Consider the following 22,736-nt stretch of genomic DNA (forward strand, 5'->3'; position numbering starts at 1 on the left):
CGGGGGCCGCCTCTATTTCTAGCTTTTTTTATCAATCTGTCTTAGACCACACCCGGCCCCATTACCCCCCCCCCCCCGGGGGGTTTTGGGTTGGGGGGGGGGCCAGTTCCGGGCGGCAACGCTCGTGGCTGCCCCTCACCCCGGCCCTCTCCCCGGAGGGGAGAGGGAGTTTCGGTTACGCCTTCGGGTTGTCGTCGACTTCCGAGAACTCGGCGTCGACGACGTCGTCGTCCTTCTTCGCCGCGTCGCCATCAGCCGAAGGCGAAGCGTCCGCCTGGGCCTGCTTCTCGTAGATCGCCTGGCCGAGCTTCATCGCGACCTGGGCGAGCGCGGTGCTCTTCTCGGTCATCGCGTCCGCGTCGCCGCTCTCGACCGCAGCCTTGGTCGCGTCGATCGCGGCCTGGATCTCGGTCTTCAGCGCATCGTCGACCTTGTCGCCATTGTCGGCAAGCTGACGCTCGGTGGTGTGGACCAGCGACTCGGCGTTGTTCTTTGCCTCGGCGCCCGCACGACGCTTCTTGTCCTCCTCGGCGAAGGTCTCGGCGTCGCGGACCATCTGGTCGATGTCGTTGTCCGAAAGACCACCCGAAGCCTGGATGCGGATCTGCTGCTCCTTGCCGGTGCCCTTGTCCTTGGCCGAAACGCTGACGAGGCCGTTCGCATCGATGTCGAACGTGACTTCGATCTGCGGCACGCCGCGCGGTGCGGGCGGGATGCCGACGAGATCGAAATTGCCGAGCATCTTGTTGTCGGCCGCCATCTCGCGCTCGCCCTGGAACACGCGGATCGTCACCGCGCCCTGGTTGTCGTCGGCGGTCGAATAGGTCTGTGACTTCTTGGTCGGGATCGTCGTGTTGCGATCGATCATCCGGGTGAACACGCCACCCAGCGTCTCGATGCCGAGCGACAGCGGCGTCACGTCGAGCAGCAGCACGTCCTTGACGTCGCCCTGCAGCACGCCGGCCTGGATCGCGGCGCCCATGGCGACGACCTCGTCCGGGTTGACGCCGGTGTGCGGCTCTTTGCCGAAGAACTGCTTCACGACTTCACGGACGCGCGGCATGCGGGTCATGCCGCCGACCAGCACGACTTCCGAGATGTCCTCGGGCTTCAGGCCGCCGTCTGCGAGCGCCTTGCGGCAAGGCTCGAGCGTACGCTTGACCAGGTCCTCGACCATCCGCTCCAGGTCGGCGCGGGTGATCGACTTCACCAGATGCTTCGGGCCGTTCTGGTCCGCGGTGATGAAGGGCAGGTTGACCTCGGTCGACTGCGCCGAGCTGAGCTCGATCTTCGCCTTTTCGGCGGCTTCCTTCAGACGCTGCAGCGCCAGCTTGTCCTTGGCGAGGTCGATTCCCTCGGCCTTCTTGAACTCGTCGGCGAGATACTGGACGATCTTGTTGTCGAAATCCTCACCACCGAGGAAGGTGTCGCCGTTGGTGGCCTTCACCTCGAACACGCCGTCGCCGATCTCGAGCACCGAGATGTCGAACGTGCCGCCGCCGAGATCGTAGACTGCGATCGTCTTGCCGTCCTGCTTGTCGAGGCCGTAAGCCAGCGCCGCCGCGGTCGGCTCGTTGATGATGCGCAGCACTTCGAGGCCGGCGATCTGGCCGGCGTCCTTGGTCGCCTGGCGCTGTGCGTCGTTGAAGTAGGCCGGCACGGTGATGACCGCCTGCGTGACCGTCTCGCCGAGATACGACTCAGCGGTTTCCTTCATCTTCTGCAGCGTGAACGCCGAGATCTGCGACGGCGAGTAATCCTTGCCGCCGGCCGAGACCCATGCGTCGCCGTTCGGCCCGCGCGAGATCTTGTACGGGACCAGCTCGGTGTCCTTCTTGGTGATCGGATCGTCGAAGCGACGGCCGATCAGACGCTTCACCGCGAAGATGGTGTTGTCGCCGTTCGTCACTGCCTGGCGCTTGGCCGGCTGGCCGACCAGTCGCTCGCCGTCCTTGGCGAACGCGACGATCGACGGCGTGGTGCGCGCGCCCTCGGAATTCTCGATGACCTTGGGCTTGCCGCCTTCCATGACGGAAACGCAGCTGTTGGTCGTGCCGAGATCGATACCGATTACTTTAGCCATGAGTTCTGATTAGCCCCTCACTTGAAACGAAAATACGAAATCCGCTCCACCCCGTTTCGGAGGCGGAACCTTTCTGATGATGGGCGCGATATAGGTGGCCTCGCGCTTGCCGCAAGATTGTACCGGTCATAGGATGCACAAGTGGTCTGGCCCGGAGAAAAGTAACCTATGCGTATCGTTTTCGTGCTGGGTGTTGCCGCGATGGCACTGGCGTCCTGCTCGCAGCCCAAGGAGCTGTCGGTGGATGGCGCCTGGGTGCGGCTCGGCGCAGTGACCGGACGGCCAGCGGCGGCGTATTTCACGGTGCATGGCGGACCGACATCGGCGACGCTGATCTCGGTCACCACCGACGTCGCGATAAAGTCGGAGATGCACGAGACGATGGCGAAGGACGGCGTGACCTCGATGGCGCCGCTATCGCGCGTCGACATTCCGGCGAACACCGATGTCGCGTTCGCGCCGGGCGGACGGCACGTGATGCTGTTCAACATGAACCCAGGGATCAAGCCCGCCGATCGCGTGACGCTCACGTTCGCGTTCGCAGATGGGACGCGCATCATAAACAACGCGACCGTGGTCGCGGCGGGGACTCCGGTAGCGAAGTGAAGCGCGGGCTTACCGAGGGGGAAACAGCGCTCGCGGCATCGGTGTTCGGGCGCGCGATCGATTATGCCGAGGTGAGCCTGTCGCGGCGGAAATGGGCGTTCTTCCAGCCGCGCGATACGGTGATGGCGCCGCGCGGGTGCATCCACTTCCACCCCAAGGGCGATTTGTGGTGCGACGATTTCGCGCACGCGCACCTGACGCTGCAGGGGCTGTTCGTCCACGAGATGACGCACGTCTGGCAGCACCAACGCGGGGTGTTCCTGCCCTTGGCGCGGCATCCCTGGTGCCGGTACGACTATGCGTTCCGACCGGGCGTGGCACTGCACCGATACGGGATCGAGCAACAGGGCGAGATCGTGCGGCACGCCTTCCTGCTGCGCGCGGGAGCGAAGGTCGCGGGCGCCCCGCCGCTTACGCAGTATGAGACGGTGCTGCCGTTTACGCCCGCTCGTCCCGCCAACACACCTCGTCATCCTGACGAAAGTCAGGATCCAGAGTGACTCAGCGAGACGATCGGGGCTCTGGATCCTGACTTTCGTCAGGATGACGGAGTATCAGATGACGCGTCTGGCTTTACATCCAGCTACGACCATCCGGCCCGGCACAGCCATAAGGCGGCAACTGGCCCGGGAACCGCGCCTGCATCTTGTGGCAACCCCAGGCGCGCATTGGCCCCGGCGCATAGCCGTTCAGCGCGATGCCGACCTCGTCATACGGGCTGTCTGCGCGGGCGACGTACATGTACCAGCGGCCGCCGAACATCACCGCAGCCGCGATGAGCACGACGCAAACGACCTGAACGATTTTCTGCATTAAAGACCCCTTTTGTAAAGAAGGGCGCCCCGTTGCAGACAACATGGATCAGTTTCAACCACTGATATGGTAGATCTCGATCCAATCTATCAGCAGAAATCCGCCGCTTACAGCGCGTCGAAATCGATAGGTCGTGTTCTATCAAGCGCTTGCGGCGCCTCGGGCATCGGATATTTCAAGCCGGTCGCACAGTTGAAAAGTACGACCTTGTCATCCTCGTCGACCAACCCCGTGTTGAGCGCCTGGTGATAGGCCGCCAAAGTCGCGCCGCCTTCGGGGCATAGCAGCAGGCCGTCCTGCTTCGCCGCCGCGTCGACCGCCTTCAGGATCGCCGGATCGCCGACCGCGAGCGCCTGCCCGCCGCTTTCGCGCACCGCGCGGAGGATCAGGAAGTCCCCCACCGCCTTCGGCACGCGAATGCCGGCGGCAACCGTGCTCGCATCCTCCCAACGCTCAGCATGCTCCTCGCCGGCTTCGAACGCGCGGACGATCGGCGCGCAGCCGCTCGCCTGCACTGCGAACATCTTCGGGCGCTCCGACCCGATCCAGCCGAGCTTCTCGAGTTCGTCGAACGCCTTCCACATCCCGATTAGCCCGGTCCCGCCGCCGGTCGGGTAGAAGATCGCATCCGGCAGTTTCCAGCCGAACTGCGCGGCGAGTTCGAGCCCCATCGTCTTCTTGCCCTCGATCCGATACGGCTCCTTCAGCGTCGAGAAATCGAACCAGCGGCCCTCCGCGGCGCCCTTCCCCACGATCGCGCCGCAATCGTCGATCAGGCCGTTGACCCGCCAGACGCGCGCGCCCTGCATCGCGATCTCGCGGACGTTGATCTCGGGGGTGTCGTCGGGGCAGAACACGATCGTCTCGATCCCGCAGCGGGTGGCGTAGGCGGCAAGCGCCGCGCCCGCATTGCCGTTGGTCGGCATCGCGATTTTCTTAACGCCCAACTCCTTCGCCATCGCGACGGCCATGACGAGGCCTCGGGCCTTGAAGCTCCCGGTCGGGAGGCGGCCTTCGTCCTTCACGAGCACGTTAGGGCCGCCGGACTTGGTTAGCGGCACCAGCGGCGTCTCGATCTCGCCGAGGCTGACGATGTTGGACGTGTGGCGGACCGGCAGCAGCTCACGCCACCGCCACAGGTCGGTGGGCCGCGCCTCGATCGTGTCGCGCGAAATCGCAGACCGCACCCCGTCGAGGTCATAGCGGACGAGCAACGGCCGCCCAGCGCGCGACAGCCCATGAAGCTGATCGGCCTCGTACCGCTCGCCGGTGATCGAGCATTCGAGATGCGTGACGAAGGTCTGGCGATCGGTCGTGAGGTTCTGGTTCATGGACTGCTCTCTCCCCTCCGTGGAAGGGAGGGGTCGGGGGTGGGTCGGTCTGGGGCGGGCGCACCGATAGCCAACCGGCCGACCCACCCCCAGCCCCCCTCCCTTTCAGGGAGGGGGCAAGGGTTAGCCAGCCTTGGCGACGCCGACCATGGCCGGACGCAGGAGGCGGTCCTTGATCATGTAGCCGACCTGCATCTCCTGGACGATCGTGCCCGGCGGCTGGTCGCTCGGGATTTCCATCATCGCCTGGTGCTTGTTCGGGTCGAGCATCTGGCCTTCCGCGGCGATCTTGGTGATGCCGTGGCGCTGGAACACGCTCTCCAGCTCGCGACCGGTTGCTTCGAGACCAGTGACGAGCCCCTTCATCTTCTCGTCCGAGCGCAGGTCCGCCGGGATCGCCGACAGTCCGCGCGACAGATTGTCCGCAACCGACAGCACGTCGCGCGCAAAGGCCGTCGCGGCATAGGCACGCGCGTCCTGAGCTTCCTTTTCGGCGCGGCGGCGGACGTTCTGGATCTCAGCCTGCGCATAGAGGACGTTCTGCTTGGCCTCGGCGAGCTGGTTCTCGAGCTCGGCGACCCGGTCGTTCGAAGCCACTTCGGGCGCGTCTTCGGCGGTCTCTTCGCGCAGGTCGGCAGGGGCGTTCTGGTCGGTCTCGGACATGGTTTTCCCTATAGTTGTGGCCGGCTCAACCCATCAACCGGGCGAGCGTTGCAGCCGTGAAATCCACCATGGGCACGACGCGCGCATAGTTCAACCGCGTGGGGCCGATCACGCCGACGACGCCGACCACCCGACCGTCCAATCCACGGAAGGGTCGCGCGATGACGGAAGATCCTGACAACGCGAACAATTTGGTCTCCGCGCCGATGAAAATCCGCGTCGAATCGCCGGCCCGCGCGCTGTCCAACAGCGATGCGACTTCCTGCTTTCCCTCGAGATCGTCGAGCAGGTCGCGGACCCGGTCGAGATCGGCGGCGGCGGCGGCATCGATCAACCGCCCCTGCCCGCGCACGATCAGCACCGGACGGCGATCGGCATCCTCGCTCCACACCGCGATCCCGCGCTCGACCAGCGTTCGCGCGGCGCCGTCGAGCGCGGCCTGCCCGTCCGCCAGCTCGCGGTCGATCCGGCCGCGCGCCTCGGCCAGCGTCAGCCCGCCGAGCGTCGCCGACATGTAATTGCCCGCCTCGATCAGCGCGGACGCCGACATGCCCTTGGGCAGCGCGATCACGCGGTTCTCTACCGAGCCGTCCTCGCTCACCAGTACCGCCAGCGCCTGCTCCGGCGAAAGCGCGACGAACGCGATCTGGCGCAGTTTCAGTTCGCGCTTGGGCACCATCACCAATCCGGCGCAGGCCGACAGCCCTGACAGTGCGAGCGTGGTCGCGGCCAGCGCTTCCTCGACCGGGCCGCCCACGCCGGCGCGTGCCTCGATCGTCTGGCGCTCCTCGAACGACGGCTCCATTGCCTGCATCATGCCGTCGACGAACAGGCGCAGGCCGCGATCGGTCGGCATACGGCCAGCGCTGGTATGCGGGCTGGCGAGCAGGCCGAGGCCTTCGAGTTCGCCCATCACGCCGCGAATCGATGCGGGCGACAGGCTGAGGCCGGTCAGCTGCGCAATCGTCTTCGACCCGACCGGCGAGCCGCTGGCGAGATAGCTGTCGACGACGGCGCGGAAGATGTCGCGCGCGCGATCGGTCAGTTCGGTGACGGGGGGCGTGGCCATCGCTTTGATCTAGGGCGGATCGACCTTTGCCAAAAGGGGGAATGCACGTCGCCACCGCCCGCTCCCCACGCCATCATCCTGACGAAAGTCAGGATCCAGAGCCACGGAGCACAGCACTCGGTTACTGTGGATCCTGACTTTCGTCAGGATGACGGGCTCTTTCGTCAGGATGACGGGGAAGGCTGGCGAGCGACCAAACGAAAGGCTAGGCAGCGGGCAATTACTCACTCCCGTTAGGACACAGACCATGCGCCCATCCGGCCGCGCCCCAGACCAGATGCGCAGCATCACGATCGAGCCGCGCTTCACCAAGCATGCCGAGGGCTCCGTCCTGATCGGCTTCGGCGACACCAAGGTGCTGGTCACCGCCAGCGTCGAGGAGAAGGTGCCGCCGTTCATGCGCGGCAAGGGCGAAGGCTGGGTGACCGCCGAATACGGCATGCTCCCGCGCGCCACGAACACGCGCAACAACCGCGAGGCCGCCAAGGGCAAGCAGTCGGGTCGCACGCAGGAAATCCAGCGGCTGATCGGGCGTAGCCTGCGCGCAGTCGTCGACCTGAAGCTGCTCGGCGAGCGCCAGATCGTGATCGACTGCGACGTGATCCAGGCGGACGGCGGCACGCGCACCGCGTCGATCTCGGGCGGCTGGGTCGCGCTCAGGCTCGCGATCGATGGCTTGCTCGCAAGCGGCAAGCTGACCGCCGACCCGCTGACGCAGAAGGTCGCGGCGATCAGCTGCGGGATCTACCAGGGCAATCCGGTGCTCGACCTCGACTATATCGAGGATTCGGGCGCGGATGCGGATGCGAACTTCGTCCTGCTCGAAAACGGCAACATCGCCGAGGCGCAGGCGACCGCCGAGGGCGCGACCTATGACGAGGAGGCTCTACTCCGCCTGCTGCGTCTCGCACGCATCGGCTGCACGGACATCTTCGCCGCGCAGGCGAAGGCGGTCGCCAAGTGAGCGGCGAGGGCCCCTTTGCAGAGGGTGGGGAACCGCAGGCGATTCGCAAGCTTGCCCCCGGCAAGCTGGTCATCGCCAGCCACAACAAGGGCAAGGTGCGCGAGATCGCGGCGTTGCTCGAAGGGCGTGGGCTCGAAGTTGTCTCCGCCGCCGAACTCGACCTGCCGGAACCGATCGAGACGGGCACCACCTTCTTTGCCAACGCCGAACTGAAGGCGCGCTCGGCGGCCGACCTGTCGGGTTATCCCGCGCTCGCCGACGATAGCGGGCTGTGCGTCGATGCGCTGGGCGGGGATCCGGGCGTCTACACCGCCGACTGGGCCGAAACGCCGACCGGTCGCGACTGGATGATGGCGATGCAGAAGGTCGAGGACGCGGTGGTCGCGAAGGGGCCGGACGCAACGCGAGGCGCACATTTCGTCAGCGTCCTCGCGCTGGCGTGGCCCGATGGTCATGTCGAATGGTTCGAGGGTCGCGCCGAGGGCACGCTGACCTGGCCGCCGCGCGGGAATGTCGGGTTCGGGTATGATCCGGTGTTCGTGCCGCTCGGCTACGACCAGACCTATGCCGAACTGCCGCACGAAACGAAGAACGCGATCAGCCACCGCAACGAAGCGTTCAAGCTGCTTGAAGCGGCGGTGTTCTGAGAGCCCCGGCGGGGAAGGCCTCCGCCGCGCTCCCAGTCATCCTGACGAAAGTCAGGATCCAGAGCCATTAAGGGCACCGCCCGTTACTCTGGATCCTGACTGTCTTCAGGATGACGGAGGAGGTGTGTGGTTCAGACTGCGATCGCCTGCTTCACCGGCCACGTCACCGTAGGCAACGTCTCGAACGCCGGTTTCGCCAGCAGATACCCCTGGATGTATCGCACGCCGATCGCCCGCAGCGCGGTGAACTCGCCGATCGTTTCGACTCCCTCGGCGATCACCATGATGCCGAGCGATGTGCACATCCGCACCACGCCCTCGACGATCATCCGTCGCGGCAAACTCGTGTCGATGTCGCGGATCAACTCCATGTCGAGCTTGATGATGTCCGGCTGGAACCGTGCGAGCAGGTTGAGCCCGGCATGCCCGGCACCGAAATCGTCGACCGCGGTCCCGAACCCCATCTTCCGATAGGTCGCGATGATGTTCGCGACATGCGCCGCATCGAGCATCTCCTCGTTCTCGGTGAATTCGAAGAGAAGGCGGTCGGTCGGCATGCCGACCGCACCCGCTGTCTTGAGCGTGAGCTGTATGCACGCGGCCGGCGAATACACCGCATTCGGCAGGAAATTGATCGACAGCCGGGCGGAGGTGTCCAGCAGCCCGGCCTTCACCGACACTTCGATTGCGCGCACCCGGCATTGCTGGTCGAACGCGTAGAGGTTTTCCGCATCGACCTGGCCCAGCACGCTCGCCGCCGACTGCCCTTCAGAGCCCCGAACCAGGGCTTCATAGGCGAATACCGTCTCGGTCTCGGCATCGACGATCGGCTGGAACGCCATCGAGAACGTGAACGGCAGGCCGGCGCCGTCACGGCACCCAACACAACCGACGGGACGAGAGAGATCGCGCTGAGGTAAAGTGTTCATTAAAATAGTTTATGCCGAGCCGCTTAAGAAACTACGACACATATCAGGGGTACTGAATGATCTAGATTAATATGCTCGCTCGCCAACCACGTTTCCCGGTGGGGAATACCGACACACCAGGTAATCGTCGGTCGTGTTGCTCGCCATCGCGCAGCCGAACTGCGTCGAGCCCCGCCAGACGATCTGCGTATAGTGCGCGACATCCTCGAACTTGCCGGTCCGGCTGAACCCGGGAGTCGGCTGGTTGACGAAATCGCGCTTCTCGGCGACCCAATGCCCCATCATTTCGGAATAGGCATAGGCGTAGCGCGTTCCGGTCCACAGGTTTTCGCCTTCCCGCGACATGCCCTGCGGTTGGGGCGCGTGTGCGAACTTGCGGGTGCGCGCCATCTCCTCCGCATAGGCGCGCGCGGCAGTCGCCAGCGTGTCGCTCCACGTCAGCGGCGCCACGCCGACGGCAGCGCGGGCGGCAGTGTGGCCGTCGATCATCGCGGTCTTGAGCAAGGCCGCACTGCGCGGCGCCGGCGTCATCGACTGGCGCCGCTCGACCACCCGCTCCGGACCCTGGGCACAGCCCGCAATCGCGAGCGCCACAGCAAGCGCCCAAATCATCCGTGCCGTCATTGTGCTTCCTTCGACCGCCCCGCAGGACCATATGCGCGAGATAATGCCCGTCTTCGAAACACCAAGCCCACGCTCGTATCCCTCGGGCGATCTGGCGCTCTACGTCCACTGGCCGTTCTGCGTGTCGAAATGCCCGTATTGCGACTTCAACAGCCATGTTCGCGACGATGTCGACCAGGCCGCGTGGCGCGCGGCACTCCTGACCGATTTGGCGCACGAGGCAAGCGTCCTGCCGGGGCGAAAGTTACAGTCGATCTTCTTCGGTGGCGGCACCCCCTCGTTGATGCCACCCGCGACCGTCGCCGCGGTACTCGATGCGGCAGAGAGGGCCTGGGGATTCGCGGAAGGAATCGAGATCACCCTGGAGGCGAATCCGTCGTCGGTCGAGGCCGCGCGGTTTGCCGATCTGGCAAGCGCCGGCGTGAACCGGGTGTCGCTCGGACTGCAATCGCTGGACGATACGGCGCTGAAATTCCTCGGCCGCGCCCATGACGTGAACGAGGGACAGGCGGCGCTCGCCACGGCGCAAGGCGTCTTTCCCCGCGTCAGTTTCGACCTGATCTACGCGCTCCCGGGCCAGCGGCTCGACGATTGGCGTGCAGAGCTGGCGCGTGCGCTGAGCCTCGGGACGGAGCATCTCTCGCTGTATCAGCTGACGATCGAAGCCGGCACGCGGTTCGCGACGGAGGCGCTGGCGGGAAGGATCGTCATCCCCGACGGCGATTCGGCGGCCGACCTGTTCGAGGCGACGCGTGCCGATACCGCCGCCGCCGGGCTGCCGGCGTACGAGACGTCGAACCATGCGCGGCCGGGATCGGAAAGCCGCCACAATCTCGCTTACTGGCGCTACCAGGATTACGCGGGCATCGGCCCCGGCGCGCACGGCCGCCGCGGCGGGCTCGCGACGGTACGCCGCAAGAAGCCGGAGAACTGGCTGGCGGCGATCGAGCGCAACGGCCACGGCATGGAGATCGAGGACCTGCTGACCCCCTCAACGCGAGCGACCGAGGCTTTGCTGATGGGGTTGCGGCTGGCGGAGGGCGTCGATCTCGACCGTATCACCGCGCTCAATGCCGGCGTAGTTCCCGTCGACCTGGCGGCGGTCGGGCGCCTGGAGGATCTCGGACTGATCGCCCGCTCGCCGGGTCGGCTGCGGGTTACCGAAGCGGGCGCGCTGCTGCTCGACGCGATCCTGCCCGAGATCGTCACCGCCTGATCCCGTTCTCGCTCCGAACGCTGTTTCGCCAAGGCCGCGAGCATAGCGTCGCCGGCGTCGGTACGGCATCGTTCGTCACACGCGTTCCGCCATCCGCGGTTCGGGCGTAACCCCACCTTTCCGTTTTGCCCGATTCGCGCTAGGGCGCGATGATGTCTCCCCTTCTCTATGTCATGGTCGGTGGTGCAGTCGGTTCCGGCGCGCGCTATCTGACGGGTAGCGCGATGACGTCGCTGCTCGGGCCGGACTATCCCTTCGGGACGATGACGGTGAACATCGTCGGCGGGTTGCTGATGGGCGTGCTCGTCGGCGTGCTGGCGCGGGACAGCGCGTCGGAGAACTGGCGCCTGCTGCTCGCGGTCGGCGTGCTTGGGGGATTCACGACCTTTTCGGCGTTTTCGCTGGAGGTCGTCACGATGATCGAGCGAGGCGCCATCGGCGTCGCGTTCGGGTATGTTTTGGTGTCGGTGATCGGTTCGATCGCCGCGTTGTTCGCGGGTCTCTCCGCAGTAAGGGCCGTCGCATGACTGCGGGCAAAAGCGATAGCGGTGACGCTGGTATTCGGGAATTCAACGTCGGGTTCGACGATGACGGCATCCGGCTCGACCGGTGGTTCAAGCGGCATCTGCCCGATACGAGCTATACGACGGTGGCGATGTGGGCGCGTACCGGGCAGTTGCGTGTCGACGGCGCGCGCGCGACGCCAGGCGACCGGATCGCGGCAGGCCAGATGCTGCGCGTGCCGCCGGCCGAGGCCGACAAGGCCGCCGCCGACCCGGAGAAGCCCAAGCGCGTCCGCGAACGCGTGATCCTGTCAGACGAAGAGACCGAACTCGCGCAGGGCATGGTCATCCACAAGGATTTCCAGGCGTTCGTTCTGAACAAGCCGCCGGGCCTGGCGACGCAGGGCGGCACCAAGACGACGCAGCATGTCGACGGGCTGCTCGACGGGTTGCAATACGATAACGAGGGGCGGCCGAAGCTGGTCCATCGGCTCGACAAGGATACGTCCGGCGCCTTGCTGGTGGCGCGCACGAGCCGCGCGGCGGCGTTCTTCGCGAAGGCGTTTTCGGGGCGGACCGCGCGGAAAGTCTATTGGGCGCTGGTAGTCGACGTGCCGTCGATCGAGGACGGCATGATCGAGCTGCCGATCGCGAAGCAGCCGGGCACCGGCGGCGAGAAGATGCACGTCGACGAGGCCGAGGGCGCACCGGCGCGGACGCGCTACCGCGTGATCGAGCATGCCGGCAACCGTGCGGCGTGGGTCGAGTTGCAACCGTTCACCGGCCGCACGCACCAGTTGCGCGTGCACATGGCGGCGATCGGGCATCCGATCGTCGGCGACGGCAAGTATGGCGGGGCGGCGGCATTTTTGACCGGGGGTATATCGCGAAAAATGCATCTGCATGCGCGGCGGATCAAGGTGGATCATCCCGATGGCGGGTCGATCGACGTGACCGCCGAGCTGCCGACGCATTTCGCCGAAAGCCTGAAGCAGTTGGGCTTCGAGGAGAAGCTGGGCGATGACCTGGTGCTCGACGAGAAGACCGCGCCGACCAAGGAAATGATCAAGTCGCGGGCCAAGGCACATGCGAAATCGGTGCGGAAAGAGCGCCGTGGGGAACGGCGCGGGCGTGGCGTGGTCGAAGAGAAGAAGCCGGGCGCCAAGCCGGGTGCGCCGAAAAAGGGTGGCGCAAGGACGGGGGCTGGCTCGAAGTTCGGCGCGCCGCGGAGTGGGCCTCGGGTCGAGGGTGCGAAGCCTACTGGGCGTGGTCGTCCAAGTGGGGCTGGGAAGCCTGGGCCGCGGAGTGGGCCTGGGACTCGGTGATCTGATGCTCTGCGGCTGACACGTGCCCTGCCCCTTCCCACGGCCAAGTGGCCGCGGGCCCCTTCCCTCTCCCCCGAGGGGAGAGGGAGGAGTGGGTACGCTGAGCGCTTATCTCACCTTTGGCACCACCCCGGCGGAGGCCGGGGCCCAATTGGAAAGGTTGCGGTAACGGAGCGATATCCTCCGTTGACGATGCCCCCCAATTGGGCCCCGGCCTTCGCCGGGGTGGAGTGGTTTGTTGGACGTCCTCCGCTAACTCTCTTGTTCCCCCGCGAAGGCGGGGGTCCAGGAGCCACGATCGTAGCGCTGCTTGATTCCTGGGGCCCCCGCCTTCGCGGGGGAACTAGACAGGCACAGGCCGAGCTTACTTCAACCAACCCCGCAGCAACCGCCGCACACCCTCCGTTACCGTCCCAAACACGATGTGCGACGCCGCGCTGTAGAGGTGCGTGGTCGGTGCGGTGTTCCATGGCGCATCGCCGAGCCCTGCCGCCGGAACCGCCGCCTCGTCGAGCAACGCGGTCGTCGCCGCTGCGAACGCGGTGCCGTAGCCCGCGGTCACTGCCGGCCGGTATTCCGCCGCCACCGCGTAGGCGATCCCCAACCCTGCCCCGACCGCATAGTGCACGACCTGCCCCGCGAGCGGCTTGCGATCGTCGGGGATCTCGTGCCCGACCAACGCCTGCGAAACCTTGTCCGCTACCTTTGCCGTCGCGGGTTCCGCATCGCTTTCGGACGAGGACAGCGCGGCGACGCCGGCCTGGAAGCGGTCCATCACGAACGAGGCGGCGAGGCCGGCGACCAAGCCAGCAGCGGCGGCAGCCCAGATGTTCGGGGTGTCGGTCGGTGTATGCGCCATCAGGTGTCTCCAGAGATATTCGACACGAACCGTTTGCGGACGCGCGCGTTCCGGTTTGGCGTTCCCTCTCGTGCACGCGTGATCTACGAGGCGGGATGCGTTGGAAACCTTCATGACCCGTCTTGCCGTGTTCGATTGCGACGGGACACTCGTCGACAGCCAGGCGAATATCTGCGTCGCGTGCGAGCGCGCGTTTGAGGGTGCCGGGCTGATCCCGCCGCCACGTGCGAACATTCGGCGGATCGTCGGCCTCAGTCTCGTCGAGGCGATGCAGGTGTTGCTTCCGGAGGCTGACGCAGCGCTGCACCGGTCGCTCGCCACAGACTACAAGAATGCGTTCCACGCGATGCGGGCGAGTGGCGAACTGGCCGACGAGCCGTTGTTCGACGGGATTGTCGAGGTACTGACGACGCTTGCGGACGACGGTTGGCTGCTCGGCGTGGCGACGGGCAAGTCCGACCGCGGGCTCGCGCATATCCTCGCTGCGCACGGCATCACCGACCGGTTCGTGACGTTGCAGACCGCGGACCGGCATCCGTCGAAGCCCGATCCGGCCATGCTGATGGCGGCGATCGCGGAGGCTGGCGCGAGCGTGGAGACGACCGCGATGATCGGCGACACGAGCTTCGACATGGCGATGGCGCGCGCGGCGCGGGTCCGGGCAGTGGGCGTCGCCTGGGGCTATCACGACGTGCACGAGCTTGCCGATGCGGGGGCGGATGTCGTTGCGGCGGCCGTGCCGGACTTGTTGCACATGGTGGCGCCGCAATGACCGACGGTGATCGCGTGGCGCAGCGGCGCTGGTTCGTCCTGGTCGGCGTGCGGCTGGCCGGGGTCGCGGGTGCGTTGCTCGGGCTGATCCTGATCGCGCGGGCGCATGATCTCGGGCCGAAGATCCTCGGGACGGCGATCGTACTGTCGGCGATGGCGATGATCGCGATCGTGCCGCGCAGTCTGGCACATCGCTGGCGGACTCCCGACGCATGAAGCGGTTCTGGAAAGACGTCGCGATCGATGCCGACCGGGTGGTCACGCTCGACGGCAAGCCGGTGCGGACGCCCGGGCGGCGGCCGCTGGCGTTGCCGACCGACGCACTGGCCGAGGCGGTTGCGCAGGAATGGCGCGCGGTCGGCGAGACGATCGATCCGCGGACGATGCCGCTGACCGGGCTCGCCAATGCGGCGACCGATCCGATCGCGAACGATCCTGCGCAGTTTGCCGCGCGGTTGGCGGCGTATGGCGAGAGCGACCTACTCTGCTACCGCGCCGAGGGGCCGCCTCAGCTGGTCGAGCGGCAGGCGGCGTCTTGGGATCCGCTGCTGGCGTGGGCGCGGGGTCGGTACGACGTGACGTTCGCGGTGACGGCGGGCGTGATGCACGTCGCACAACCGGCGGCGACGATCGCGCGGCTGCACGAGGCGGTCGCTGCGTATGACCATTTTCGGTTGGCGGGATTGTCGCCGGTGGTGACGCTGACCGGGTCGCTGGTGATCGGGCTGGCGCTGATCGAGGGCAGACTCGATGCGGATGCAGCCTGGGCGGCGGCAGGGATCGACGAGGACTGGTCGGTCGAGATGTGGGGCGAGGACTGGCAGGCAACTCAGTTGCGGGAGTTGAAGCGCAAGGAGTTTGGGTTGGGCGTGACGTTCCTGGGGCTGCTCTGACGCGTTCTCCTGCGAACGCAGGAGCCCAGGGTAACAGGCGATATCGTTCGTGATCCTGGGCTCCTGCGTTCGCAGGTGAACAGTATCCCTTTGCGGGCCGGGACTAGCGGGTCAGCCTGCGGATGAAGCCGATCAGGCCGGTCTGGCGCGAGCGCTTCAGCCTCTCCGCAGCCAGGATCGTCTTCACACCGCGGATGCAGCTGTCGACGTCGTCGTTGACCAGTACGTAATCATAGCCGTCCCAGTGACTGACCTCGTTCGCCGCGCGCGACATGCGGGCCTCGATCACCTCTTCCGAATCGGTGCCGCGGCTGGTCAGGCGGCGGTGGAGTTCTTCCATCGAGGGCGGGAAGATGAAGACTCGGACCACGTCGCCGCCGGCAATCTGGAACAGCTGCTGCGCGCCCTGCCAGTCGATGTCGAACAGCACGTCCTTGCCGGCCGCCAGCATCTCCTCGACCTGCGCGCGCGGTGTGCCGTAGCGGTGGTTGAAGACGTGCGCCCATTCGAGGAACTCGTCGTTCGCAACCATGTCGCGAAAGCCATCTAGGTCGGTGAAATGGTAATCCTTGCCGTCGACTTCGCCGGGCCGCATCGACCGGGTCGTGACCGAGACCGACATCTCCAACTCGTGCTCGTCCGCGAGCAATCTGCGCGCGATCGTCGACTTGCCGGCACCGGATGGCGATGACAGGACGAACAGGACTCCGCGGCGACGGAAACCATGCGGGTCGGACGGAAGTGTGTGGGGCATGCGCGCCCTTGCCGCGGACCGCATATGGGCGTCAACCCATGCGCGGCCCGCGCGTGGTTTTACGAAGGCGGATTAATAGCCGGCCTTGCGGGCCTTGTTGCGATCGTACGCCTTCTTGGCCGCGTATCCGCCGCCGAGGACCATGCCGAGAGGCCCCATACGGCGGAGTACGCTCATCGCGACCACGCCCTTTACCGCACCCGAGGTGCCGCCTGAACCGTCTCGACGGCCCATTTCACGGCCAACCAATGCACTGATGATACGTCCGATCATGCTTCTGTCTCCCCGAAAACCTGGTCCTTGAGTTCCGCTGCACCGCGCAGCACCGCCCATCCGATCGCGTAGGTCACGGCCAGCGGTACGACGACCTTGAGTACGTTGGCGGTGATCGCACCGATGATCGCACCGTCCGCGTTGCCGTCGTCACCGCTAAGCGAGTCGATGCCTGCGCCGATAAGCGCGCCTATGGTCGTTGCGCCCACGTAACTTCTCCTTCGCGTGTAGCGGGTTAGCGCGCGACGAGCGTTTGGGTTCCCGACTCAGTTCCCGGCGGCCCGCGCCTGCCCTCTCCGTTCGCCCCTTCGCTTCCGTTCGCCCTGAGCGAAGTCGAAGGGTGTGCCCCAAGCGGGGGTGCTTCGACTTCGCTCGGCACGAACGGGAGGGGGACGTGCACGTGTGCCTGGGTTTGGCGTTACCGGCCGAGCATCGATTCGGGTTTAACGACGCGGTCGAAGGTCTCGGCGTCGACCAGGCCTAGCGCAAGACCAGCTTCCTTTAACGTCAGCCCCTCCGCGTGCGCGTATTTGGCGATCTTCGCGGCGGCGTCGTAGCCGATCTCGGGGGCAAGCGCGGTGACCAGCATCAGCGAGCGGTCGAGCAGTTCGGCGATCCGCCCGCGATTAGGTTCGATGCCGTCGACGCAGCGTTCCGCGAATCCTTCCATGGCAGTGGCGAGAAGATCGATCGAGCGCAGCACGTTGGCGCCGATCAGCGGCTTGAACACGTTCAGCTCGAGATGGCCCTGCATCCCACCGACGGTGACCGCGACGTGATTGCCCATCACCTGCCCCGCGACCATCGTCAGCATCTCGCACTGGGTGGGGTTCACCTTGCCAGGCATGATCGAGCTGCCGGGCTCGTTCGCGGGAAGGTCGATCTCGCCGAAGCCGCAACGCGGGCCCGAGCCGAGCAGGCGAATGTCGTTGGCGATCTTGGTCAGCGCGACCGCGAGCGTGTTAAGCGTGCCGGACAGATGGACGAGCGGGTCGTTCGACGCCAGCGCCTCGAACTTGTTGCGGGCGCTGACGAACGGCAGGCCGGTGATCTCGGCCAGTTCGTGCGCGATCGCGTCGCCGAACCCGGCTGGCGCGTTGAGGCCGGTGCCGACCGCGGTGCCGCCCTGCGCGAGGATGACCATGCCGTGGCTGATCGCGGGCTCGATACGGTGGCGGCAGCGGTACAGCTGGTTCGCATAGCCGGAGAATTCCTGGCCAAGCGTCAGCGGGGTCGCGTCCTGGAGGTGGGTGCGGCCGATCTTGACGATGTCGTCCCAGGCGTTGGCCTTTGCGTCGAGCGCGGCGTGGAGCTTGTCGAGTGCGGGGATCAGGCGGTGCGTGGTGGCGATCGCAGCGGCGATGTGGAGCGCGGTCGGGAAGCTGTCGTTCGACGACTGGCTCATGTTGACGTGGTCGTTGGGGTGGACCGGCGACTTGCCGCCGCGGGTGCCGGTGAGGACTTCATTGGCGCGGCCGGCGATGACCTCGTTCGCGTTCATGTTCGACTGCGTGCCGCTGCCGGTCTGCCAGATGACCAGGGGGAACTGGTCGTCGAGCTTGCCGTCGATCACTTCCTGTGCGGCGGAATCGATCGCGGTGGCGATTTTTTCGTCGAGACCGTGGGCGCGATTTACGCGGGCGGCGGCCTGTTTGACGAGCGCGAGTGCGTGGACGATCTCGATCGGCATGCGTTCGCGGGTGGCGAAGGGGAAGTTCTCGATCGAGCGTTCGGTCTGCGCGCCCCAATAGGCGGTGGCGGGGACTTCGATCGGGCCGATCGTGTCGGTTTCTGTGCGGGTGGCTTCTGTGCGGGTTTGGGTCATAGGGGATCAACCTTCCGGGTCATGCGCTGGATCCCTCACCCCTTCGGGGAGAGGGAGGGAGGAGCCGCAGGCGACGGAAGGGTGAGGGGCTTGAGGCTAAGGACGCACGTCCCAACGCCCCTCACCCTTCCCACCGCAAGTGCGGCGGGCCCCTTCCCTCTCCCCGGCGGGGAGAGGGAGTAGTGGGTCACTTCTTCCGTTTAAAATCCACGGCTACGACGTTGGAGCCGTCTTCGATCGGCACCGCGGTCGGGCCGTCGTTTTCCGCTTCGTCATGGTCGCCAAGCGCGTCGTCCGCACCCTCCTGCGCCTGGAAGCGTAGTTCGAAGCTTACCGCCGGATCCTGGAACGCGGTGATCGCCGAGTACGGGATCACCAGCTTCGACGGGACCTGATTGAACGAAAGCCCGATCGAGAAGCGCTCGTCGTCGACGATGAGGTCCCAGTAGCGGTTCTGCATGACGATCGTCATCTCGTCCGGGAACCGCTCGATCAGGCGCTTGGGGATGTCGACTCCCGGTGCCTGCGTCTTGAAGGTGATATAGAAATGATGCTCGCCGGGAAGCCCGCCGGCCTCCGCGACGGAACCAAGCACGCGGCCGACGACGGCACGCAGGGCTTCTTGCACGATCTCGTCGTACGGAATCAGGCTATCGGGCAGTCCATCGGTCATATCCCTTGGGTAGCGCCATTCGGATGCCGGTCAAGATTGCATGCGTCGTGGCGGACGTTATGGGAGGTGGCATGCGCACCGCCACGATCACCCGCTCCACCGCCGAGACGGCGATCGACGTCACCGTGAACCTCGATGGGACCGGCGTGTACGACGTCGAGACCGGGGTCGGTTTCTTCGATCACATGCTCGAACAATTGTCGCGCCACTCGCTGATCGACATCCGCGTGCGGACGAAGGGCGATCTGCATATCGACGAGCATCATACGGTGGAGGATACCGGCATCGCGATCGGCCAGGCGTTCGCGCAGGCGCTCGGCGATAAACGAGGCATCGCGCGGTACGGCGATGCGCTGTCGCCGATGGACGAAACTCTCACCCGGGTGGCGCTGGATATTTCCGGGCGGCCGTGGCTGGTGTGGAAGGACCTGTTCTCGCAGAAGCGCTTGGGCGGGATGGATACCGAGATGTTCGAGCATTTCTTCCATAGCTTCGCGCAGGCGGCAGGAATCACGCTGCACGTCGAGACGCTGTACGGGACGAACAACCACCACATCGCCGAAGCGGCGTTCAAGGGTGTCGCGCGCGCATTGCGGACCGCGATCGAGATCGATCCGCGCAAGGCCGACGCGATTCCGTCGACCAAGGGGATCCTGTGAGCGAGCCATTTGCGCGGACCGACGCGCCATTGTGCGTGGTCGTGCTGACCTACGTCGCAGCACTGGATGCGATCGATGCGCGCATGAAGGAGCACGTTGCATGGCTCACGAAGGGCTACGCGGAGGGCGTGTTTCTCGCATCGGGCCGGCAAATTCCGCGTACCGGCGGGGTCATCCTGATCCGCGGCGAGAAAACGGCGGTCGAGGCGGTGGTGGCGACCGATCCGTTCGTCAGCGGTGGGCTCGCCACGGCCGAGATCACCGCGTTCACCGCCAGCATGGTCCTGCCTGCGATCGCCGAGTTGCTGGCGTGACGCTCGCCCTGATCGACTACGGCGCGGGCAATCTGCATTCGGTCGAGAACGCGTTGCGGACGGCTGGGTGCGTCGATCTGGTCGTGACTTCGGACGCCGATGTTGTCGCGAAAGCGGACCGGATCGTGCTGCCGGGCGTCGGCGCATATGGCGCTTGCGCGGCGGCGTTGCGCGCAGTGCCGGGGATGGTCGAGGCGCTGAACCGGCGGGTTCGCGACGAGGGCACGCCGTTTCTCGGGATCTGTGTAGGCATGCAGTTGATGGCCGATGCGGGCGAGGAAATGGGAACGCATGCCGGGCTCGGCTGGGTTGCCGGGCGCGTGCGACGGCTCGAGCCGGGGACGATGGAAGCAAAGGTCCCTCACATGGGCTGGAACGACGTCGTTCCGACCACGCCGCATCCGTTGATCGAACCGGGCGAGGCGTATTTCCTGCACAGCTTCGCGTTCGAGGGCCCCGACATCCTTGCGACGACCGAGCATGCCGGCCCCGTGACCGCGGCGATCGGTCGCGACACGATGATCGGCGTGCAGTTTCATCCCGAAAAGAGCCAGCGCTACGGCCTGGCCTTGCTCGAACGATTCCTGGAGTGGCGGCCGTGAATACCCCTGCGAACCTGATCATCTTCCCCGCGATCGACCTCAAGGCGGGTCAGGTCGTGCGTCTCGCCGAGGGCGATATGGACCGCGCGACCATCTATGGCGACGATCCCGCGGCGCAGGCGATGCTGTTCGCCGACGCCGGCGCGGAGCACCTGCACGTGGTCGATCTCGACGGTGCGTTTGCAGGGGCCTCGGTCAACGGCGATGCGGTGCGCGCGATCGTCGCGCGGTTTCCGGGGCATGTGCAGCTTGGCGGCGGCATCCGGACGCGGACCAGCGTCGAGGGCTGGTTCGATCTTGGCGTGTCGCGTGTCGTAATCGGGACGGCGGCGCTGGAGGACCCCGAGTTCGTCCGCGGCGTGGCGAAGGATTTTCCGGGCGGGATCGTCGTCGCGGTCGACGCGAAGGACGGCATGGTCGCGACCAAGGGCTGGGCGGACGTGTCGACGACCAGCGCGGTCGACCTCGCGCGGCGGTTCGAGGATGCGGGGGTGGCGTCGTTGCTGTTCACCGATGTCGGGCGCGACGGGATGCTGAAGGGGTGCAACGTCGAGGCTACGGTCGATCTGGCGCGCTCGGTGGACATCCCGGTGATCGCCAGCGGCGGGGTCAAGGGGATTGCCGAGATTCACGTGCTAGCTTTGCATGTACGGGACGGCGTCGAGGGCGTGATAACGGGGCGGGCGTTGTACGACGGTCGGCTCGATCTTGCCGCGGCATTGAGCGTGGCGAAGGCTGCATGATGATTCACACGGAGACGCGGAGACGCGGAGGAAGTGAGAGCTTTTCGCGCGGAGACGCAGAGAGCGCGGAGGAGGTGTGCGGCAGCATTCATTGCTTCCTCACTGACGACACAACCCCGCCCGCCCCAGCGCGCCCCTTCTTCTTCTCTGCGTCCTCTGCGCCTCTGCGCGAAATATTCTTCTTAGCGGCTTTGCCGCGTCTCCGCGTCTCCGCGTCTCCGCGTGAAACATTTCTGCGGCACGGCGCATGACGGTTCGAGCGCGTGTAATCCCGTGTCTCGACGTTGCCGACGGGCGCGTGGTGAAAGGCGTGAACTTCGTCGAACTGCGCGATGCGGGCGATCCGGTCGAGCAGGCGCGGGCGTATGATGCGGCCGGGGCGGACGAATTGTGTTTCCTGGATATCGGCGCGTCCCATGAGGGTCGGGGGACGATCCTCGACGTCGTGCGCAGGACGGCCGCAGTCTGCTTCATGCCGCTGACCGTCGGCGGCGGGGTGCGGACGGCCGACGATGCGCGCGCGCTGTTGCTGGCGGGCGCGGACAAGGTCGCGGTCAATTCCGCGGCGGTCGAGCGGCCGGAACTGGTCGCGGATATCGCCGAGCGGTTCGGCAGCCAGTGCTGTGTCGCGAGCGTCGATGCGCGGCGGTCGGGTGAAGGCTGGGAAGTGTTCACGCATGGCGGCCGTCGTGCGACCGGGATCGATGCGATCGCGCATGCGCTCAAACTCGCCGAGCTGGGTGCCGGTGAGTTGCTCGTGACGTCGATGGACCGCGATGGGACGCGCAGCGGCTACGACCTCGACCTGATCCGTGCGATCTCCGACCGGGTGAGCGTGCCGGTGGTGGCGAGCGGCGGCGTCGGCGGGCTCGACGACCTAGTCGCCGGCATCCGCGACGGGCATGCGAGCGCTGTGCTGGCAGCGTCGATCTTCCATTTCGGGCAGGCGTCGATCGGCGACGCGCATGCCGCGCTCGCGGCAGCGGGGATACCTGTGCGGACGCCGGTTCGCGTTTGATCCATTGACCGCCCTGCCCCTCCTTGCGGTGCAATCGGGGCATAGCGGCATCGTCCATCCCCGCACTGGCCCCGAACTGTCGGACGTCGCGCTGTTCGTGTTCGCGGCGCTTGGCGTGTGGCTCGTGCGGCGGGGATTGCGGAAGCGGTTTGCCAAGACGAAACCGCCTGCAGAGGATTGACCCGCCTGCCCTGCTGCGCCAGCACGCGGCGCATGGCAGACCCCGTATTCGACCGCCTCGAAGCGACCATCCGCGCCCGCCGCGATGCGCCCGCCGACACCAGCTATACCGCGAGCCTGTTCGCCAAGGGCCGGCCCAAGATCGCACAGAAGCTCGGCGAGGAAGCCGTCGAAACGGTGATCGCGGCGTGCTCCGGCGATGAGGCGAGCATTGTGCCCGAGGCTGCGGACCTGATGTTCCATCTGGCAGTGCTGCTCGCGGATGCGGGCTTGAGCCTGAACGACGTCCGCGCCGAGCTGGAACGGCGCGAGGGGGTCGGCGGCCTGGTCGAAAAGGCCGGGCGGACGGGGTAACGCGGGGACGGGGTAACGCGTCCGATCCGTCATGCCGGGCCCTTC

30 protein-coding genes are annotated in these 22,736 nt (G+C 66.2%); 17 read left to right on the plus strand and 13 right to left on the minus strand.

The genetic code is table 11. From position 1 onward, the window contains the following. Positions 1–175 precede the first annotated feature (175 nt). Positions 176–2,083, minus strand: a complete 1,908-nt coding sequence (dnaK, locus tag U1707_RS14860) for a molecular chaperone DnaK (RefSeq protein ID WP_332800857.1) — start codon at positions 2,081–2,083, stop codon at positions 176–178. 168 nt (positions 2,084–2,251) lie between these two features. Here dnaK and U1707_RS14865 point away from each other — a divergent pair, with 168 nt between their 5' ends. Together U1707_RS14865 and U1707_RS14870 are read left to right on the plus strand one after the other, a co-directional pair. After that, positions 2,252–2,689 carry a copper chaperone PCu(A)C gene (locus tag U1707_RS14865; RefSeq protein WP_332800858.1) on the plus strand — a complete coding sequence of 146 codons (438 nt, stop codon included), beginning with the start codon at positions 2,252–2,254 and terminating at the stop codon, positions 2,687–2,689. Beyond that, a complete protein-coding gene (locus tag U1707_RS14870; protein ID WP_332800859.1) occupies positions 2,686–3,189 on the plus strand; it encodes a vgr related protein in 504 nt (167 codons plus the stop codon). The genes U1707_RS14865 and U1707_RS14870 overlap by 4 nt, the downstream gene beginning before the upstream one ends. 73 nt (positions 3,190–3,262) lie before the next feature. Here the strand turns inward: U1707_RS14870 and U1707_RS14875 are convergent, their stop codons facing one another. From U1707_RS14875 to hrcA, 4 genes are all read right to left on the minus strand, one after another. Continuing rightward, positions 3,263–3,502 carry a hypothetical protein gene (locus U1707_RS14875; RefSeq protein ID WP_332800860.1) on the minus strand — a complete coding sequence of 80 codons (240 nt, stop codon included), beginning with the start codon at positions 3,500–3,502 and terminating at the stop codon, positions 3,263–3,265. Between the two features lie 107 nt (positions 3,503–3,609). Beyond that, on the minus strand, positions 3,610–4,833 hold the full coding sequence (locus U1707_RS14880; RefSeq protein WP_332800861.1) for a threonine synthase: 1,224 nt from the start codon (positions 4,831–4,833) through the stop codon (positions 3,610–3,612). 123 nt (positions 4,834–4,956) lie between these two features. Next, the gene (gene grpE, locus U1707_RS14885) at positions 4,957–5,496 is read right to left on the minus strand and encodes a nucleotide exchange factor GrpE (protein ID WP_332800862.1); all 540 of its coding nucleotides are present in this window, start codon (positions 5,494–5,496) and stop codon (positions 4,957–4,959) included. 25 nt (positions 5,497–5,521) lie between these two features. Continuing rightward, positions 5,522–6,565, minus strand: a complete 1,044-nt coding sequence (gene hrcA / locus U1707_RS14890) for a heat-inducible transcriptional repressor HrcA (protein ID WP_332800863.1) — start codon at positions 6,563–6,565, stop codon at positions 5,522–5,524. Positions 6,566–6,812: 247 nt separating this feature from the next. Here hrcA and rph point away from each other — a divergent pair, with 247 nt between their 5' ends. After that, on the plus strand, positions 6,813–7,529 hold the full coding sequence (gene rph, locus U1707_RS14895; protein WP_332800864.1) for a ribonuclease PH: 717 nt from the start codon (positions 6,813–6,815) through the stop codon (positions 7,527–7,529). Continuing rightward, a complete protein-coding gene (gene rdgB, locus U1707_RS14900; RefSeq protein WP_332800865.1) occupies positions 7,526–8,176 on the plus strand; it encodes an RdgB/HAM1 family non-canonical purine NTP pyrophosphatase in 651 nt (216 codons plus the stop codon). The genes rph and rdgB overlap by 4 nt, the downstream gene beginning before the upstream one ends. Before the next feature lie 131 nt (positions 8,177–8,307). Here rdgB and U1707_RS14905 read toward each other — a convergent pair whose 3' ends face one another. Together U1707_RS14905 and U1707_RS14910 are read right to left on the minus strand one after the other, a co-directional pair. Continuing rightward, positions 8,308–9,105: an EAL domain-containing protein gene (locus U1707_RS14905; RefSeq protein WP_443025713.1), complete on the minus strand. Its 798-nt coding sequence runs from the start codon at positions 9,103–9,105 to the stop codon at positions 8,308–8,310. A gap of 66 nt (positions 9,106–9,171) precedes the next feature. Further along, positions 9,172–9,729: a CAP domain-containing protein gene (locus tag U1707_RS14910; RefSeq protein WP_332800866.1), complete on the minus strand. Its 558-nt coding sequence runs from the start codon at positions 9,727–9,729 to the stop codon at positions 9,172–9,174. 31 nt (positions 9,730–9,760) lie between these two features. Here U1707_RS14910 and hemW point away from each other — a divergent pair, with 31 nt between their 5' ends. The 3 genes from hemW (at position 9,761) to U1707_RS14925 (ending at position 12,773) form a co-directional block, all read left to right on the plus strand. After that, positions 9,761–10,945, plus strand: a complete 1,185-nt coding sequence (gene hemW, locus U1707_RS14915; protein ID WP_332800867.1) for a radical SAM family heme chaperone HemW — start codon at positions 9,761–9,763, stop codon at positions 10,943–10,945. A gap of 152 nt (positions 10,946–11,097) precedes the next feature. Next, complete coding sequence (crcB, locus tag U1707_RS14920) at positions 11,098–11,472, plus strand: fluoride efflux transporter CrcB (RefSeq protein ID WP_332800868.1); 375 nt, start codon at positions 11,098–11,100, stop codon at positions 11,470–11,472. Then, positions 11,469–12,773: an RluA family pseudouridine synthase gene (locus U1707_RS14925; protein WP_332800869.1), complete on the plus strand. Its 1,305-nt coding sequence runs from the start codon at positions 11,469–11,471 to the stop codon at positions 12,771–12,773. The genes crcB and U1707_RS14925 overlap by 4 nt, the downstream gene beginning before the upstream one ends. A gap of 364 nt (positions 12,774–13,137) precedes the next feature. On the opposite strand, the gene U1707_RS14930 is transcribed toward U1707_RS14925, so the two are convergent. After that, positions 13,138–13,632, minus strand: coding sequence for a DUF1440 domain-containing protein (locus U1707_RS14930; protein ID WP_332800870.1), 495 nt, complete (start codon positions 13,630–13,632; stop codon positions 13,138–13,140). Positions 13,633–13,744: 112 nt separating this feature from the next. Here U1707_RS14930 and U1707_RS14935 point away from each other — a divergent pair, with 112 nt between their 5' ends. Genes U1707_RS14935 through U1707_RS14945 form a run of 3 tightly spaced genes read left to right on the plus strand, consistent with a single transcriptional unit; the run spans position 13,745 to position 15,296 of the window. Beyond that, positions 13,745–14,404: an HAD-IA family hydrolase gene (locus U1707_RS14935; protein ID WP_332800871.1), complete on the plus strand. Its 660-nt coding sequence runs from the start codon at positions 13,745–13,747 to the stop codon at positions 14,402–14,404. Continuing rightward, a complete protein-coding gene (locus U1707_RS14940) occupies positions 14,401–14,619 on the plus strand; it encodes a hypothetical protein (RefSeq protein WP_332800872.1) in 219 nt (72 codons plus the stop codon). Before U1707_RS14935 ends, U1707_RS14940 begins: the two co-directional genes overlap by 4 nt. After that, complete coding sequence (locus U1707_RS14945) at positions 14,616–15,296, plus strand: ATP12 family chaperone protein (protein WP_332800873.1); 681 nt, start codon at positions 14,616–14,618, stop codon at positions 15,294–15,296. Before U1707_RS14940 ends, U1707_RS14945 begins: the two co-directional genes overlap by 4 nt. A gap of 103 nt (positions 15,297–15,399) precedes the next feature. On the opposite strand, the gene gmk is transcribed toward U1707_RS14945, so the two are convergent. The 5 genes from gmk to U1707_RS14970 form a co-directional block, all read right to left on the minus strand. Continuing rightward, positions 15,400–16,050 carry a guanylate kinase gene (gmk, locus tag U1707_RS14950; RefSeq protein WP_131583930.1) on the minus strand — a complete coding sequence of 217 codons (651 nt, stop codon included), beginning with the start codon at positions 16,048–16,050 and terminating at the stop codon, positions 15,400–15,402. 72 nt (positions 16,051–16,122) lie between these two features. Beyond that, the gene (locus tag U1707_RS14955) at positions 16,123–16,323 is read right to left on the minus strand and encodes a hypothetical protein (RefSeq protein WP_307086996.1); all 201 of its coding nucleotides are present in this window, start codon (positions 16,321–16,323) and stop codon (positions 16,123–16,125) included. Continuing rightward, positions 16,320–16,532, minus strand: coding sequence for a hypothetical protein (locus tag U1707_RS14960; protein ID WP_131583932.1), 213 nt, complete (start codon positions 16,530–16,532; stop codon positions 16,320–16,322). The genes U1707_RS14955 and U1707_RS14960 overlap by 4 nt, the downstream gene beginning before the upstream one ends. A gap of 209 nt (positions 16,533–16,741) precedes the next feature. Further along, positions 16,742–18,148 carry a class II fumarate hydratase gene (gene fumC / locus U1707_RS14965; RefSeq protein ID WP_332800874.1) on the minus strand — a complete coding sequence of 469 codons (1,407 nt, stop codon included), beginning with the start codon at positions 18,146–18,148 and terminating at the stop codon, positions 16,742–16,744. Positions 18,149–18,335: 187 nt separating this feature from the next. Continuing rightward, positions 18,336–18,821 (minus strand): SspB family protein, encoded by a 486-nt coding sequence (locus tag U1707_RS14970; RefSeq protein ID WP_056052087.1) that lies wholly within the window; start codon positions 18,819–18,821, stop codon positions 18,336–18,338. A 71-nt stretch (positions 18,822–18,892) separates the two neighbouring features. Between U1707_RS14970 and hisB the strand changes: the two genes are divergently transcribed. From hisB to U1707_RS15005, 7 genes are all read left to right on the plus strand, one after another. Continuing rightward, positions 18,893–19,480 (plus strand): imidazoleglycerol-phosphate dehydratase HisB, encoded by a 588-nt coding sequence (gene hisB / locus U1707_RS14975; RefSeq protein WP_056052090.1) that lies wholly within the window; start codon positions 18,893–18,895, stop codon positions 19,478–19,480. Then, positions 19,477–19,794, plus strand: coding sequence for a YciI family protein (locus U1707_RS14980; protein ID WP_332800875.1), 318 nt, complete (start codon positions 19,477–19,479; stop codon positions 19,792–19,794). Before hisB ends, U1707_RS14980 begins: the two co-directional genes overlap by 4 nt. After that, positions 19,791–20,396: an imidazole glycerol phosphate synthase subunit HisH gene (gene hisH, locus U1707_RS14985; protein ID WP_332800876.1), complete on the plus strand. Its 606-nt coding sequence runs from the start codon at positions 19,791–19,793 to the stop codon at positions 20,394–20,396. The genes U1707_RS14980 and hisH overlap by 4 nt, the downstream gene beginning before the upstream one ends. A 14-nt stretch (positions 20,397–20,410) precedes the next feature. Then, a complete protein-coding gene (gene hisA / locus U1707_RS14990) occupies positions 20,411–21,139 on the plus strand; it encodes a 1-(5-phosphoribosyl)-5-[(5-phosphoribosylamino)methylideneamino]imidazole-4-carboxamide isomerase (RefSeq protein ID WP_332801035.1) in 729 nt (242 codons plus the stop codon). Between the two features lie 247 nt (positions 21,140–21,386). After that, on the plus strand, positions 21,387–22,157 hold the full coding sequence (gene hisF / locus U1707_RS14995; protein WP_332800877.1) for an imidazole glycerol phosphate synthase subunit HisF: 771 nt from the start codon (positions 21,387–21,389) through the stop codon (positions 22,155–22,157). A gap of 4 nt (positions 22,158–22,161) precedes the next feature. Next, on the plus strand, positions 22,162–22,338 hold the full coding sequence (locus U1707_RS15000; RefSeq protein WP_332800878.1) for a hypothetical protein: 177 nt from the start codon (positions 22,162–22,164) through the stop codon (positions 22,336–22,338). Positions 22,339–22,370: 32 nt separating this feature from the next. After that, positions 22,371–22,691 (plus strand): phosphoribosyl-ATP diphosphatase, encoded by a 321-nt coding sequence (locus U1707_RS15005; RefSeq protein ID WP_332800879.1) that lies wholly within the window; start codon positions 22,371–22,373, stop codon positions 22,689–22,691. Positions 22,692–22,736: the final 45 nt, after the last annotated feature.

The organism is Sphingomonas sandaracina, assembly GCF_036663695.1.
In the GTDB taxonomy this organism is placed as follows: Bacteria; Pseudomonadota; Alphaproteobacteria; order Sphingomonadales; family Sphingomonadaceae; genus Sphingomonas.